The sequence below is a fragment of the Butyrivibrio proteoclasticus P6B7 genome (assembly GCF_000622085.1).
Classification (GTDB): domain Bacteria; phylum Bacillota; class Clostridia; order Lachnospirales; family Lachnospiraceae; genus Butyrivibrio; species Butyrivibrio proteoclasticus_A.
Genome location: NZ_JHWL01000027.1, coordinates 46233 through 61015 on the forward strand (window position 1 = coordinate 46233; position 14783 = coordinate 61015).

Annotated in this window: 14 protein-coding genes and 3 tRNA genes; 2 read left to right on the plus strand and 15 right to left on the minus strand. The window is 41.7% G+C overall.

Features of this window, described 5'->3' with window-relative positions; all coding sequences use genetic code 11:
* The 11 genes from rplI to T541_RS0113925 all read right to left on the minus strand — a co-directional run bounded on the left by rplI (position 1) and on the right by T541_RS0113925 (position 9924).
* Positions 1–447, minus strand: a complete 447-nt coding sequence (rplI, locus tag T541_RS0113870) for a 50S ribosomal protein L9 (protein ID WP_026653283.1) — start codon at positions 445–447, stop codon at positions 1–3.
* Positions 447–2504, minus strand: coding sequence for a DHH family phosphoesterase (locus tag T541_RS0113875; protein ID WP_026653284.1), 2058 nt, complete (start codon positions 2502–2504; stop codon positions 447–449). Before T541_RS0113875 ends, rplI begins: the two co-directional genes overlap by 1 nt.
* Positions 2505–2684: 180 nt before the next feature.
* Positions 2685–2948, minus strand: a complete 264-nt coding sequence (gene rpsR / locus T541_RS0113880; RefSeq protein ID WP_026489979.1) for a 30S ribosomal protein S18 — start codon at positions 2946–2948, stop codon at positions 2685–2687.
* A gap of 18 nt (positions 2949–2966) precedes the next feature.
* Entirely contained in the window at positions 2967–3425 is a 459-nt protein-coding gene (locus T541_RS0113885; protein WP_026653285.1) for a single-stranded DNA-binding protein, read from the minus strand.
* Between the two features lie 18 nt (positions 3426–3443).
* On the minus strand, positions 3444–3731 hold the full coding sequence (gene rpsF, locus T541_RS0113890; RefSeq protein WP_026653286.1) for a 30S ribosomal protein S6: 288 nt from the start codon (positions 3729–3731) through the stop codon (positions 3444–3446).
* A 152-nt stretch (positions 3732–3883) separates the two neighbouring features.
* Complete coding sequence (locus tag T541_RS0113900; protein ID WP_026653287.1) at positions 3884–4072, minus strand: DUF951 domain-containing protein; 189 nt, start codon at positions 4070–4072, stop codon at positions 3884–3886.
* A gap of 1 nt (position 4073) precedes the next feature.
* Positions 4074–4832 carry an NAD-dependent protein deacylase gene (locus T541_RS0113905; RefSeq protein ID WP_026653288.1) on the minus strand — a complete coding sequence of 253 codons (759 nt, stop codon included), beginning with the start codon at positions 4830–4832 and terminating at the stop codon, positions 4074–4076.
* 192 nt (positions 4833–5024) lie between these two features.
* A complete protein-coding gene (locus T541_RS0113910; protein ID WP_051538264.1) occupies positions 5025–6746 on the minus strand; it encodes an extracellular solute-binding protein in 1722 nt (573 codons plus the stop codon).
* 68 nt (positions 6747–6814) lie between these two features.
* Complete coding sequence (locus tag T541_RS0113915) at positions 6815–7759, minus strand: carbohydrate ABC transporter permease (RefSeq protein WP_242840791.1); 945 nt, start codon at positions 7757–7759, stop codon at positions 6815–6817.
* A 16-nt stretch (positions 7760–7775) separates the two neighbouring features.
* Entirely contained in the window at positions 7776–8729 is a 954-nt protein-coding gene (locus T541_RS0113920; protein WP_026653291.1) for an ABC transporter permease, read from the minus strand.
* A gap of 235 nt (positions 8730–8964) precedes the next feature.
* Positions 8965–9924, minus strand: coding sequence for an AraC family transcriptional regulator (locus T541_RS0113925; RefSeq protein WP_026653292.1), 960 nt, complete (start codon positions 9922–9924; stop codon positions 8965–8967).
* 167 nt (positions 9925–10091) lie between these two features.
* Here T541_RS0113925 and T541_RS0113930 point away from each other — a divergent pair, with 167 nt between their 5' ends.
* Both T541_RS0113930 and gnpA read left to right on the plus strand, forming a co-directional pair.
* Entirely contained in the window at positions 10092–11141 is a 1050-nt protein-coding gene (locus T541_RS0113930; protein ID WP_026653293.1) for a glycoside hydrolase family 88/105 protein, read from the plus strand.
* Positions 11142–11174: 33 nt separating this feature from the next.
* Entirely contained in the window at positions 11175–13340 is a 2166-nt protein-coding gene (gene gnpA, locus T541_RS0113935; protein WP_026653294.1) for a 1,3-beta-galactosyl-N-acetylhexosamine phosphorylase, read from the plus strand.
* A 102-nt stretch (positions 13341–13442) separates the two neighbouring features.
* Here the strand turns inward: gnpA and T541_RS0113940 are convergent, their stop codons facing one another.
* The 4 genes from T541_RS0113940 to T541_RS0113955 form a co-directional block, all read right to left on the minus strand.
* Positions 13443–14351, minus strand: coding sequence for a S1 RNA-binding domain-containing protein (locus T541_RS0113940; RefSeq protein ID WP_034467259.1), 909 nt, complete (start codon positions 14349–14351; stop codon positions 13443–13445).
* A 116-nt stretch (positions 14352–14467) separates the two neighbouring features.
* Positions 14468–14538, minus strand: a tRNA-Cys gene (locus T541_RS0113945).
* 14 nt (positions 14539–14552) lie between these two features.
* A tRNA-Glu gene (locus tag T541_RS0113950) sits at positions 14553–14624 on the minus strand.
* A gap of 58 nt (positions 14625–14682) precedes the next feature.
* A tRNA-Asn gene (locus tag T541_RS0113955) sits at positions 14683–14755 on the minus strand.
* Between the last annotated feature and the right edge of the window lie 28 nt (positions 14756–14783).

A 14783-nucleotide genomic window follows, 5' to 3' on the forward strand; every position in this document is an offset into this window, starting at 1 on the left:
TTACTGTTCCTTTACACAAACTTTGATTGTAGATGTTACCTGTGGATGTAATTTAACTGGAATCTCATAGGTTCCAAATGACTTGATTGCTTCTGGCATCTGAAGCTTCTTCTTATCAAGCTCAAATCCGAACTGCTGCTTAGCTGCTGTAACGATTTCCTTGGAAGAAACTGAACCAAATACTCTTCCGCCCTCGCCAGCCTTCATTGTAAGCTGGATTGTCTCCTTGCTGATCTTCTCACCATATGCCTTAGCCTCATCAAGCTGCTGCTGTGCTACGATTGAATCTCTCTTCTGCTGGTTCTTAAGTTCATTAAGATTCTTCTGAGTAGCCTCTACACCAAGCTTCTTAGGAAGCACAAAGTTTCTGGCATATCCGTCACTAACCTTTACAATATCACCCTTTTTTCCAAGTGATTTAACATCCTCCAACAAAATAACCTGCATTAATCTAATTCTCCTTCTTCTATCATTTTATCCAGTGTCTCTTTTACGATGGATATTGCCTCCGCCGCAGAGATACCTTCCATCTGGCATCCGGCTGAACTCATATGTCCGCCTCCGCCAAGTTTTTCCATAATTACCTGCACATTAACTTCATCAATGGATCTGGCACTTACATAGACCTGACCCTGATATTCTGTACATACAAAGCTGGCCTTAACTCCCTTGATGTTAAGAAGCTCGTTGGCAGCCTGGGCTCCAACAATAGTAGGGCTCTGTATATCATCATTTATAAGTACTGAAATAGCATATCTGCTACGATAAACCTCTGCCTGACTTACTGCATCAGCCTTAGCCTTGTACTCAATAGCATCCTCTCTAAAGAGCTTACGAACTCTGGTAACATCTGCACCATTTCTCCTAAGGAATGCTGCTGCTTCAAATGTGCGGACACCAGTCTTATTCATAAAGTTCTGTGTATCCACTATCATTCCGGAATACAAACTGTCAGCCTCTTCATTGCGGATCTTGACGTTCTCACCAATGTACTGCAGGATCTCAGAAACCATCTCACAAGCAGATGAAGCATATGGCTCAACATAGGACAGTGTAGCATTCTCGATAACTTCAGTTCCTGCTCTGTGGTGATCAAGGACCACAATAGTCTTACAGAACTTAAGAAGCTCAGGACACTCAGTAATACTTGGCTTATTAACATCAACCACAACCAGAACAGTATTGCTTCCGGCCATGTCTATAGCCTGCTGGTTGTCGATGATCATATCATTCTCATAATCAGGATTATTCTTAAAAAGATCTACCAATGGTTGCATAGATGTGGTGACATCGTTAAGTACGATATGACACTTTCTATCCAAAGTCTTGGCAATCCTGTAAATACCAACTGATGAGCCAAAACTGTCTACATCGCCAAGTCTGTGGCCCATAACAATAACGGTATCCTTACCTGAAATGATCTCTCGAAGAGCATGGGCCTTAACTCTAGCCTTTACTCGTGTACTCTTTTCAATCTGCTGACTCTTTCCTCCATAGTAGGAAATGCTGTCAACACTCTTAACAACCGCCTGATCTCCACCTCTACCAAGGGCAAGATCAATAGCATTTCTGGCGAATTCATAGTTCTGAGCATAGGAAAGACCATTAAGTCCGATACCTATACTAAGAGTAACCGCCATCTCATTACCGATATTAACGGTCTTAACATCCTCAAGAATGTCAAACTTCTGCTCAATGAGCATCTCACAAGACTTCTTAGGCATTACAACGAAATACTTGTCCTTCTCAATTTTCTTGGCAATACCATTACAGGAAGCAATATACTTGTTGATCTTTCTATCGATAAGAGCTGTTAAAAGAGATCTTCTTACTTCCTCAACGCTATCAAGGGCCTCTTCGTAGTTATCAAGATATATAAGGCCTGCTGCCAATGACTGGTTATCAACCTCCTGAATGGCCAGCTTAAGTGCCGTCTCATCATAAAGATATACTGCGATCAGACTGCCATCATATCCATTAGCATCGATAATATCGCTATTAACTGCCATCTCATAAAGAGATATTCTCTTCATCTTGATGGTATAGTTATTATCCTCGTAATCAAGCTCATAGGACACTTCGCCATTTTCCTCTGGCAACTTATCCTGAGTAATAGTTGGGAAAAGAGCAAAAATAGACTTCTTAAAGCCCTTCTCCAAATGAACGATTCTCTCAAAGGCCTGGTTAGCCCACACCACCTTTCCGGTATCATCAAGAATTGCATGGGCAAGATCCAGCTCTCTTAAGAGCCTTTTCTGAATCTGACCATATTGGGTCGCAAAGCTGACCAGCTCGTTCATTATTATGCTTTTACTATAGAGATTCAAATAAAGAATAGCTATAAAATAAAGACCTGTGAACGCCAAAAGCACAAGACCTGCTGTGAAGTCCACAGTAAAGATGCCAATGTTAACAAGTATCAACAGGACACCCAGATATTCAAAAACATGAAGATATGTCTTTAATCTCCCCTTAAGCTTTACTCTGGTTCTATTATTAGGCATTGTTAAACCCTCTTCCCCGGAATCATCAAATGCTTCACATTCGAACAATTTCTTTTTTTCATATCACCTTATATAATACCACAATGGCATCTCTAATGCACCGATGCAAATTAATGGCTATACAACAAAAAACACTTCCCAGAATTACTTCCAGGAAGTGTTTAATAATCTCTATTTAGATTACTCAGCTACGTAAGGCATAAGTGCCAGGTGTCTTGCTCTCTTGATTGCTGATGTAAGCTCTCTCTGGTGCTTAGCGCAGTTACCTGTGATTCTTCTAGGAAGAATCTTGCCGCTCTCAGAAACGAACTTCTTAAGCTTTGCTGTATCCTTGTAATCAATTACATTATCTTTGCCACAGAAAACGCAAACTTTCTTTCTTCTGTGCATTCCGCCTTTTCTCCTCATTGGAGCATCGGACTTATCAGACTTTGTGAAAGCCATTGTATTTTACCTCCATTTTTAATTAAAAGGAAGCTCCTCGTCAATTCCGTCAGGAATGTTCATGAAGCCATCCCCAGCTGCAGAAGGTGCAGGTGCTTGTGAAGGCATATCTCCTCCGAATCCTCCGTTGCCGCCGTTACCGGAAGCATTCTTGGACTCAGCAAATTCCTGATCCTCAGCAACTACATCAGTTGTGTATACTTTAACGCCTTCCTTATTGGTATAGCTACCAGTCTGGATGCGCCCCGTTACGATAACCTTGGTGCCTTTTCTGAAATACTTCTCTGCAAATTCGCCACTCTTGCCAAATGCTACAATCTGAATGAAATCAGCTGTCTGAGCATCCTGGCTGTCTCTTCTGGCAAATCTTCTATCAACTGCAAGAGTGTATCTTGCTACGCAGTTTGCTGTCTCTCCCTGAGAATATCTAACGTCGGGGTCTCTTGTGAGACGTCCCATAAGTATAACTTTGTTCATATTTTCGTCCTCTTCTATTTAAGCCTCGTTCTTAACGCATAAATATCTGATGACGCCATCCATAATACGCATACGTGTCTCGATCTCTGCAGGTGTTGTACCCTCGGCATCGAACTGGATGAAGTAGTAGAAGCCTTCTGTCATTTTCTCGATCTCATAAGCGAGCTTCTTCTTACCCCAATCATCTACGTTAGTAATCTGACCACCATGCTTCTCGATAGTCTTCTTAACCTTCTCGATGACTGCGTTTCTGGCATCGTCTTCGATCTTTGCACTAACAACAACGGCTAATTCGTATTTGTTCATGCTATTGTTACCTCCTTTTGGTCTCTGGCTACACTTTTCATTAGCGTAGCAAGGAATTTATCACAGAATGGTATGTTATCATAATATGTCAAGTAATGCAAGCATTTTTTATCATCAATTAGTATCATTTTTATCTCAAAAAATACACAAAATTATGATATCCCCTTATCCCTAATTCCACGGATGTTCTTCTCTACACTCTTCCTTGGAACCATGATCTGATGCCCACATCCCATGCACTTAAGTCTGAAATCCGCTCCGATTCTGAGAACCTCCCATTCACAGCTACCGCAAGGATGTTGTTTCTTTAATTTAATAATATTACCTACCTGAATATCCATGTTACAGAGCAATCCCCATAAGGTCCGCCAGTTCCTTAAATACCTTTCCGATTTTATCTCTGACTACCAGCGTGTCTTCAGCTCTTTTAACAGCAAGATCACTTTCGTTGATGATAACCAGGTGCTTACCTCTAAAGTAATTGATAAATGAAGCTGCCGGATACACTGTCAGCGAAGTTCCTCCAATAATAAGCATGTCTGCCTTGGCCAGTGCTTCAATTGCCCCCTGCACCTGGTCCTCTGGAAGTCCTTCTTCATATAATGTAATGTCTGGTCTGATGATTCCGCCACAGCTACATCTTGGAATTGGCTCATCTGACTCAAAGATATAGTCCTCAGGATACTCTTTGCCACAGCTCATACAGTAGTTCCTAAGCGCACTTCCGTGAATCTCATAGACCACTTGGCTGCCGGCCTTTTGATGAAGTCCATCGATGTTCTGTGTGACCACAGCCTTGAGCTTTCCAATCTCTTCAAGTTTGGCCAGGAATTTGTGAGCATTATTGGGCTCAATATTCCTTGTATCCATTTTCTGCCTGTGGAACTCGTAGTAAACCTTTGGCTCATACACAAGACAGCTGTGACTTAAAAGATATTCCGGCTGATACTGATCAAATCTGACGTCATGCTGGTTATAAAGTCCATCCTTGCTTCTAAAATCCGGTATTCCACTCTCTGTAGAAACACCAGCTCCGCCAAAAAAGACTATATTATTAGAAGCTTCTATAAATTCTTTGAGTTTCTGAATATCTTCTCCCATGTCTCCCCCTTTCTTAGATAGTTCTTTTACCCATAAATACCATAAAATGCAAACTGCATAATATCGGATTACGCGAATCTACATAATATTATATGCAAAAACAAAACGGGCCGCCATAGCTGACGACCCGTTAATTTTAGAAATCTTTCGATTCCCCCTCAATTTCCCTCATTTTCCCTCAATTACTATTAATTACTTCGCAAGCTTTGTGCAATTTCCTGCTTCGTAAGCTGCTTTTCTCTCATCGATTACAGCCTGATATCCGTCATCAAGATATTTCTGTGAAAGCTCGTCATAAAGAGCATCAAACTCTTCTGGGCTGCACATTGTGAGCTGATCTCTGTACTCTGCGTACTTAGAAGTAAGAGTTGCTGCATACTCAGCCTCAGCTTCGATAGATACTGAGAAGAGGCAATCCATCTGTGCATAGCCAGCCTCGTAAACCTTGAGCTGTCCATAGTAATTGTCGATGATATCCTGTGTGAAGTCCTCAGGAAGTCCCTGTGGAGCAACTGCTGCGATATCCTGCTCGATTGAGCCAAGGCTCTTTGTAGCAGCTTCGATACACCAGTAGTCTACGTTATTGTTGTAGCCCATTGTCTTGTCGCCGCTGTAATCAGCAACTGCTACTGGAACGCCATCTACATAGTTGAAGTGCTCGCCTTCGATACCCCACTGGAATGTGAAGAGGTTTTCTGGCTGTGCAAGCCACTCCATGTACATCATAGCAGCCTTAACTTCGTCCTCTGTTGCTGATGATGAGAATCCAACCATCATACCAAAGAGGTTGTTTGGACGATAAGCTGCTGAAGATGTGCCTGTAGCATCCTTATCCTCGTTAACGCCGTCGCATACAACTACGCCAAGGTCAGCGCCTGCATTGTTATCATAGAAAGATACGAGCCAATCCATGTTAGATGAGATGTATCCGCCATACTCGAACACTTCGCCGTTTACGAATTTAGCCTTAGCATCCTCTGCTGTTGTGATGTTGTACTCAGGATCCTTGTAGCCAAGGTTAAAGAGCTCATTCTCTCTCTTAAGAAGTGTCTTCTGAGCTTCTGTTGAAAGAGCTGGAATGTTGTAGTCACCAGTTGTAGCCCAAAGCTCCTCGTCCTGAGGATATGATCTGTATCCATAGTTCTGGTCAACACCAGCGCCTGCGATCTGTGCGCCACCTGCTGGATGTGCTGAAAGTCCTGCGTCTACGATTGCCTGGTAAACAGCCTTTCTCTCTTCGAAGGTCTTTGGATACTCAAGTCCAAGCTGCTCAAGCCAGTCCTGACGATAGAAAGTAACGAATGAATATGTTGTGTTTGAGTAAGGACGTGTGCCCATTACAAAGTAGTTGTCATCTCCAAGTGCAACGAACTGATCAAGGTCGTTGTTTACCATGTTCTGCCAGTATGTAGGAGCAACTGTCTTGAACTGCTCAACATCAAAGGTCTGAAGATATCCATCGTTAGCCCACTGTGCAAGCTTTGGATAATCGTATTCCATACAGATTGTAGGAAGATCATCAGCTGCTGCAAGAAGTGAGTAAGATGTAAGAACATCACTACGTGTGATTGGCACGTACTCAACTGTGATATTGTAAGCATCACCAAAGTTTGTCTGGATCCACTGTGTCCAGTAGTTATTTGTTACATCAGGAACTCCCTCAACACCTCTGTCATAAACAGGAATCTTAAGTGTTACGTTCTCTGCAAATGGCTCCATAGCGCCTGCTTCTGGTGCAGCCTCAGATGAACCATTATCTGCAGCTGTTGCATCTGCGCCAGCTGTCTGTGTTTCTTTACTTGCGTCGTTGGATGCTGTATTTCCACCATCTTTTGAGCATCCTGCGAGCATTCCTGCTGCCATGGTTCCAACCATTGCTGTTGCAAGAACTCTCTGAAGAACATTCTTCTTCATAATCATACCCTCCTTAAATAAACAACATTGTTATAATTAAATCCCCCATATATTAGGATTAACTATTCTCAACCCTTTACTGCTCCAACCATAGTTCCTTTTACAAAGTATTTCTGAACGAATGGATAAATGCAGATGATAGGTATTGTAATGAACATAATTGACGCAGCCTGAAGTACTTCCGGTGTACTTGTAACTGCAGATGCTTCAGAAAGCGTTGTGGTCTGTGACTCTGTAGCTGAAGCAACCATCTGATAGAGCCTGTACTGTACCATCTTAAGGCTATCCTTCTGGATGAAGTACATGTTATCTGCGTAGGAATTCCATCTTCCAACTGCGTAGAAAAGAGATAAAGTTGCAATGATAGGCTTTGAAAGCGGAAGCACTATCTTGAACAGAACCTGGAAGTTAGATGCTCCATCCAAAAACGCTGACTCTTCCAAACTGTCTGGAATCGTTGACATGAAGAAGTTCTTCATGATCAGCATGTTATAGGATGAATAAATCAGTGGAAGAATAAGAACCAGCGGATTATCCAACAGGTGCAGATCCTTCATGAGCAAATATGATGGGATAATACCTGCACTAAAGTACATAGGCACCATCAGGATAAATGTAAAAAATGCTCTTCCCTTTAATCTCTTTTTAGAAAGCGGATATGCTGCGCAGGTACAAACGATCATTCCAAGCAGTGTAAATACTGCAGTCACCAGAACACTGTATCCCATGCTCCTTACCAGACTTCCATCCTCGAAGATCGACTTATAAGCGTCAAATGTAAGATCAACTGGTAAAAAATATACTTTCTTTGCGATTACTGCACTGTTTCCTGAAATTGATTTAGCAAGAACATGGATAAAAGGAAACACACATGTTGCCGATAAAATCGCGATGATAGTCATCATGATCACATCGCTTACTCTGAATTTATTGATTGCGCGGCTGCCGTCTGCACTTGTCTCAACCTCACGGACAACCTCTGCCTTTTTCTTAAATGCCAATGCTGTATCCACCTTTCAAGTCTCCCCTTTATAAAAGTCCATCTTCTCCAAGCTTCTTGGCGATCCTATCTGATAAAAGAACTAACATAAGTCCCACCAAGGACTGGAATAATCCCACGGCAGTCGCCATACTGAATTTTCCACTATGTAGACCCTTTTCAAAAATGTACACCGCAAGCTGATACTGGAAATCTCTAACCTGTGTGTTATCGAAGGCTGTAAGTCTTTCAAGGTTACTTCCCATTACTCTTCCAAGGTTCATGATAAGAAGTGTAACGATGGTACTTCTGATTCCAGGTAATGTAATGTGCCACATTCTCTGCCATCTGTTGGCTCCATCGATCATTGCTGCCTCATACAGATCGCTGCTGATGGATGTGATGGCTGAAAGGTAAAGGATTGTGCCCCATCCCATTCCCTGCCAGACACCTACAAGCAGATAAGTTGCTGCCCAGTGCCATTTCTCTGTAAGGAACGGAATACCCTGATCAATAGCTCCAATGTTCATAAGGAACACGTTCACAAGTCCTGTTGAAGGCTTAAACATTGTGTAAGCTACGCTTCCGATTACCGCCCAGGAAAGGAAATGTGGAAGGTAAAGAATTGTCTGTGTCACCTTCTTGAACTTGGCAAATCTAAGCTCGTTGAGCATAAGAGCCAATATGATAGGCATTGGGAAGCCGACTGCCAGATCCAGAAGATTGAATGCCAAAGAGCTCTTCAACGCTCTGCTAAAATCTGAATCCTTAAAAATCTTTGCAAAGGTTCCAAATCCAACCCATTTACTTCCTGCATATTTAAGTGCCGGCTTATAATCCATGAAAGCCATTCTAAGGCCCGGATATGCTGCATAGTTGAATAGAACTACTAAAACAATTGGGATTATCAGCAATAGATATAATTGCCAATCTCTTTTAAGACTTTTTTCCCAGGAACTTTTCCAGTCATTCTTCTTAGCTTTTGTAATGCTCCCTTTTTTCATACCTGTGTAACCCCTCCCCTTGTATACATAAAATCCTAGTAAAATTTCAGAAGCATATCTATTCACTTAAAAGAAAAAACTATGCATTAACAACCATTTATTTTTAAAATTATAGGGCGATATGTCTCTTATCCCCAAAAGTAAAGTTTGTTTTTTGTGCAAATTGCTAGTTAATCGTTTTCGTAATTGCGTAAAAAAAGAGGACCTTCTGGTCCTCTAAACAAACAACTTATTTTTATTCTTTTTTATCTGATAGATTCTGAGCCTGCATCCATCCCGTATACTCCAGAATCGACGCCCTGTCTACGTTAGCCATCTTATGACGCCATTCACTGGGCTGCGTTCCCATTATCTCCGAGAAGTGCCTGTTGTAACTGGATACCGACCTGAATCCCACCTGTTCTGATATAGAAAGAATCGATTCCTCCGTTGTTCTAAGCAGGATACAGGACTGAAGTATCCTGGTGGTATTAAGGTAGTTCAGCGGGCTCGTGTTCATGATCTCATGGAACACCCTTCTAAAGTGGGTCTGACTCAAGTGGCAAAGGTCCGCCAGCTCCTCGATTGGAAAGTTCATCATGTAATTCTCTTTAATATAGTCAAGAGCTGGTGATATAACGATGGCATTCTCGTGAACCTCTTTATTTTCGCTCTTTTTACCAGCATCCTTGGCATATATTCTCATAACCTTCATAAAAAGAGATAACATCAGACCTCTTACACTATGCTGATAATTCATAGCTTTTTCCTGCATCTCATCCACAATGGAGCAGAGAATTGCGTAGATCTCGGGATAATCCTTCCTATTGATTATCAGCTGAAGGTTCTGCTGCATATCTGCAAAAAGATCCGCATAGGGCGCGGAATCATCGAAATATGTCTTAAGGAACTCATCTGGCTGAATGAAAATATATGTCCAAAGGCTTGAAGTGCCCTTGTCACTGTAGGTTGTATGGGGAACATTTCTTGAAATGAAGGTCATATCTCCTTCTTTGAAGGGCACTGGCTGATCATTAAACTCCAGCATCCCGCTATCTGAGTGACATATTCCGATCTCAAGGCAATTGTGGAAATGAAGCTTACCAGACTTAACATCCGATATATGCCATCTGTCTCCAGTTAAAAGAAGTATTGGAAAATACATAGGAAGCTCATAGTTCCTATATTCTATGACTGTTTTCTTGGGCTTTGACATTTCTTTTCCATCCTTAATTTAATATGGTAAATATCGTTTATTTTACAAAACCATTTTTACTAAGTCAAATAGTTGAAATTGCATAGTTTTTAGTCCTACTTGCATAGACATTTCGACCATCGCTTAATACAATTTATTCAAAATAAACCAATAATCAGGAGCAAATTATGGCAAACCTTGAATACGATAGAAAACAGATAGAAGAAGTGATCGATCGCATTGTAGAAAGAACTATGCGCATGGATCTTACCTGGGACTGGCCCGGAGGAGTAGCTTACTACGGTGTCTGCGAAGCATATAATGCCACTGGCAATACCAAGTACATTGAAATGCTCAAGGACCGCGTTGATGAGTACATCGAGCTTGGTCTTCCATCCTGGACGGTAAACACCTGCGCCATGGGTCATGCCATGCTTACTCTTTACGAATACAGTAAGGACGAGAAGTATCTGGATATTGCCAAGAGCAAAATCGATTATCTTGAGAATGAAGCCCTTAGATTTGGTGACAACGTTCTTCAGCATACTGTTTCTGTTAATAACGATTTTCCAGAGCAGTGCTGGGCTGATACCCTTTTTATGGCAGCATTCTTCCTGTTAAGGGCAGGAGTTCTTTTAAAAGATGAAAAGCTCATCGACGACGCTTTGAACCAGTACTACTGGCACATTAAATACCTTCAGGATCCAGCAAGTGGTCTCTTTTACCATGGTTACAACAACATAACTAAGGATCACATGTCAGGCTTCTTCTGGGGTCGTGCCAACGCCTGGGCTGCATACACCATGTCTGAGGTTGGTCGCATTCTTCCTGAATGCTATCTCTATCCTAAGTTCCTTGATGTTGTGGGCTCTCTCAACGAACAGCTTGCATCAATCAAGCTTCTCCAGACCGAGGATGGCCTATATCGAACAATTCTTGATGACGAAGAATCTTATGAAGAAATTTCCGCATCCTGTGGCATTGCAGCCGCTATGATCAACAAAGGAAATCCTCTTCACATCAAATATATCAATAAGTCCACCGTAGGAATCCTGAACAACATCTCTGAGGACGGACGTGTACTCAATGTTTCTGGCGGAACCGCTGTCATGAAAGACAGAGAAGGCTACAGGAACATTTCAAGAGAATGGATTCAGGGATGGGGACAGGGTCTCGCCCTTGCTTATCTTTCAGGCTTACTTAACTACGACAAAATAAGAAGCGACGGCGCACTTTAATTTTCAGCATAATTTATTGGGGGATACTTTTTTATGAATGAGGATAAACTCTTAAAAGGAGGCTTTACCCTTCCAGGCGAATCTGGCTACGAGAAGCTGACTTTGGACCTTGCTCAGAAGTGGGGCGCGGACGTAATCCGCGATAGCGATGGAACCGTTCTTTCCGACGAGATCCTTAACGCCGGTTACGGTATATATTCTACAATCTGCATTATTCGTGACCATAACGAATGGGCCAAATCAAACCAAGATAAGCTTCAGCAGACCTTTCTTATGACCAATCCTAAGGTGGCTACAGAATCTTTTCTCACCTTTCATCTTTTAGATGATTTTTTTGATCAGCAGTTTGAAGTCAACGATTCTTCTGATTCCGTTAAATATTGGCAGGTCTATGACCGCACCACAGGAAAAGAGGTTAGCCCAAGTTTCTGGACCTTTGAAAAAGAGGCTGGAAACGTAATTGTCAATAATGCAATTCCTTGGCACCGCTATACTGTCAGCTTTTTGGCCTACCGCGTGTGGGAAGAAATCTCCATGTACAACCACACCACCAACAACTGGGACAAAGAGCACCTTATGCCAATCGACCCCATTTATCCTGAAACTCAGGAATACATGACTAAGTGGCTTACAGACTGGTGCAAAGCTAATCCTGCAACCACCGTTGTCCGCTTTACTTCCATGTTCTACAACTTTGTCTGGATCTGGGGAAGCAGCGAAAAGAACCGAAACCTCTACACTGATTGGGCATCCTATGACTTTACTGTAAGCCCAAGAATGCTGGATCTTTTTGCAGAGAAATATGGCTATAAGCTTACCGCCGAAGATTTCATCAACAAAGGTAATCTTCACGTTACACATATGCCACCAGTAAAGACTCAACGAGACTACATGGACTTCGTTAATTCTTTTGTTGTCTCTTATGGAAAAGAGCTAGTGGAAATAGTTCACAGCTTTGGAAAAAAAGCTTATGTCTTCTATGATGACAGCTGGGTTGGTGTTGAACCCTACAGCGACAGGTTCAAAGATTTTAACTTTGATGGACTTATTAAGTGCGTTTTTTCTGGCTATGAAGTCAGACTCTGCGCCGGCGCAGACATAGATACTCACGAAATTAGGCTTCATCCTTATTTGTTCCCAGTAGGTCTGGGCGGACTCCCAACCTTTGCTCCTGGCGGAAATCCTACTCAGGATGCGAAGGATTATTGGAACCATACAAGAAGAGCTCTTCTTCGCGCTAAGATTGATAGAATTGGTCTCGGTGGATATCTGCATCTTGTGGAAAACTATCCAGACTTTGTAGATTATATTGAGAAAATATCCGATGAATTCAGACTCATCAAAAGCCTTCATGAAAATGGCAAGCCAGTAACGATGAACATCAATATCGCTGTTCTTCATTGCTGGGGTAAATTGCGAAGCTGGACACTTAGCGGTCACTTCCATGAAACCTACAAAAATGACCTTATTCACATTAATGAAGCTCTTTCTGGTCTTCCTGTTAATGTTGATTTCATCAGCTTTGAAGACATTAAAAGTGCTAATCTGGCCAAATACAACGTCATCATAAATGCTGGAGCCAAAGGTACAGCCTGGAGTGGCGGTGATAATTGGAACGACGATCAGATTGAGGAGTTACTGACAAATTGGGTTTATAACGGCGGCGTTTTCATAGGTGTTAATGAGCCATCTACTGTTGACGGAAGAGATACAACCTTTAGAATGTCTAATGTCCTGGGCGTTGACGAGAACATCCCTGCCAAGCAGTGTCACGGCAAATGGTCCTACGAAGTGAGCAGCATCACGGATCTTATTCCTGAAGGAAGCTACATTCCTAGAAGATGCTCCGTTCATCTGACAGATGGTAACGCTAAAGTTCTTGCAGAAGATAACGGTACTCCTACGCTTACCATCAACGATTTTGGTAAAGGAAAAGGCGTCTATCTCTCAACCTTCGAGACAACGCCAATTAACAATCGATTACTCTTCAATTTGCTTCTCTACTCTACAGGAAATAAGTTGGATTCAGATTATGTATGCAGCAATCCTAACACAGAATGTGCATTCTTTTCTGCAGATAAAAAACTGATTGTTATCAACAATTCTGACAAGCCACAAAGCACAACAATACGCACAGAATATGGCACTCAGATAATTAAAGAAATAGCTCCTTTTGATACTGTGATCAAGGAACTATAGCACATTATCAGCTATTTCACTACTTACAGCATGAAATTTCTTTTTCATACATTCTAAATAGAGCGATGACTCCTCCCAAACAAGTCATCGCTCTTTCTCTCATTAAAATCCTGCTTTTTTAAGAAGATCAGCCATGGATGTTGTAGCTTCTCCATCACTTTCATATTCAATCTTCTCTTCTGTGATCTCAGTAGCTGCAATCTCTTCCAAAGCCTTCATGCTAAGACTAAGCTTTCCTTCCTTAATTGCAGTAACCTTTACCTTAACCTTCTGTCCAACCTTAAGAACAGCAGATGGATGTGCAATTCTCTGATTACAGATCTGAGAAATATGAACAAGTCCGCTAAGGCCATTTCCAAGGTTAACAAAAGCTCCATAGTTCTGAAGACTTTCAACAATGCCCTCAGTTACAAGACCTACTTCAACATTAGAAACCATCTCAGAACGCTTAGCATCAGCCTGCTCCTTAAGATAATCTCTTGCAGATAATACCAACTTGGAATTCTCTTTATCTGCAGTAATAACTCTAACCTTCAACACTTTTCCAACGTAATTAGGAATATCAGCCTCTTCAACAAAGGAAAGATCAAGTTTAGAAGCTGGGATAAAACCTCTGATTCCCTCAAGGAAAGCAACAGCTCCAGCCTTAACAGCTTCAGATACTTTTACATCAACATACTCTCCGGACTCAAGAAGCTCATTTAACTTATCCCAGGCAACTACTCTATTAGCCTCTCTCTTTGATAAAAGAATATTACCATTACCATCATCTGTGCTAACTACTGTCGCAGAAATCTCATCACCAACAGAAATATCTCTATGGATATTAAACTTAGGATCATCACTAAGATCTTCAGCTTTGATAACGCCCTGAGTATAGTACTTAAGATCAAGAACAACCTCTGTATCCTTTACATCGATTACTGTTCCCTCAAGAATATCCCCTTCATTGATCTTACGAAAAGATCTATCGATCTCATCTTTAAAATCATTCATTGTTTCTTCTGCCATAACACACCTCCAAAAAATAAACTCTATTTGATTATAACATCAACAAAATCATTCTTTAATACCAATAATCCGAAGAAATGCACAAAAAAAGTAGGTATAATCAATACCTACTTTAGAGGTGACAGGCGGATTTGAACCGCCGCTCAAGGTGTTGCAGACCTATGCCTTACCGCTTGGCTATGTCACCAGATATAAAATTAGTGACTCCGACGAGAATCGAACTCGTGTTACCGCCGTGAAAGGGCGATGTCTTGACCGCTTGACCACGGAGCCTTATTCGACCATTTCTTTCAGTAACAGTCTCTTCATCATCAAAGTTCTCTTTGATAAGCTCCCCAAGTTGGACTCGAACCAACGACACTTCGGTTAACAGCCGAATGCTCTACCGACTGAGCTATTGAGGATTATGATAATACACAAAATACCATGCAG

What these genes read in the sequence shown, in the direction of transcription:
- rplI (WP_026653283.1), bottom strand. Translation starts at nt 447, where the DNA reads ATGCAGGTTATTTTGTTGGAGGATGTTAAATCACTTGGAAAAAAGGGT.
- T541_RS0113875 (WP_026653284.1), bottom strand. Translation starts at nt 2,504, where the DNA reads ATGCCTAATAATAGAACCAGAGTAAAGCTTAAGGGGAGATTAAAGACA.
- rpsR (WP_026489979.1), bottom strand. Translation starts at nt 2,948, where the DNA reads ATGGCTTTCACAAAGTCTGATAAGTCCGATGCTCCAATGAGGAGAAAA.
- T541_RS0113885 (WP_026653285.1), bottom strand. Translation starts at nt 3,425, where the DNA reads ATGAACAAAGTTATACTTATGGGACGTCTCACAAGAGACCCCGACGTT.
- rpsF (WP_026653286.1), bottom strand. Translation starts at nt 3,731, where the DNA reads ATGAACAAATACGAATTAGCCGTTGTTGTTAGTGCAAAGATCGAAGAC.
- T541_RS0113900 (WP_026653287.1), bottom strand. Translation starts at nt 4,072, where the DNA reads ATGGATATTCAGGTAGGTAATATTATTAAATTAAAGAAACAACATCCT.
- T541_RS0113905 (WP_026653288.1), bottom strand. Translation starts at nt 4,832, where the DNA reads ATGGGAGAAGATATTCAGAAACTCAAAGAATTTATAGAAGCTTCTAAT.
- T541_RS0113910 (WP_051538264.1), bottom strand. Translation starts at nt 6,746, where the DNA reads ATGAAGAAGAATGTTCTTCAGAGAGTTCTTGCAACAGCAATGGTTGGA.
- T541_RS0113920 (WP_026653291.1), bottom strand. Translation starts at nt 8,729, where the DNA reads ATGAAAAAAGGGAGCATTACAAAAGCTAAGAAGAATGACTGGAAAAGT.
- T541_RS0113925 (WP_026653292.1), bottom strand. Translation starts at nt 9,924, where the DNA reads ATGTCAAAGCCCAAGAAAACAGTCATAGAATATAGGAACTATGAGCTT.
- T541_RS0113930 (WP_026653293.1), top strand. Translation starts at nt 10,092, where the DNA reads ATGGCAAACCTTGAATACGATAGAAAACAGATAGAAGAAGTGATCGAT.
- gnpA (WP_026653294.1), top strand. Translation starts at nt 11,175, where the DNA reads ATGAATGAGGATAAACTCTTAAAAGGAGGCTTTACCCTTCCAGGCGAA.
- T541_RS0113940 (WP_034467259.1), bottom strand. Translation starts at nt 14,351, where the DNA reads ATGGCAGAAGAAACAATGAATGATTTTAAAGATGAGATCGATAGATCT.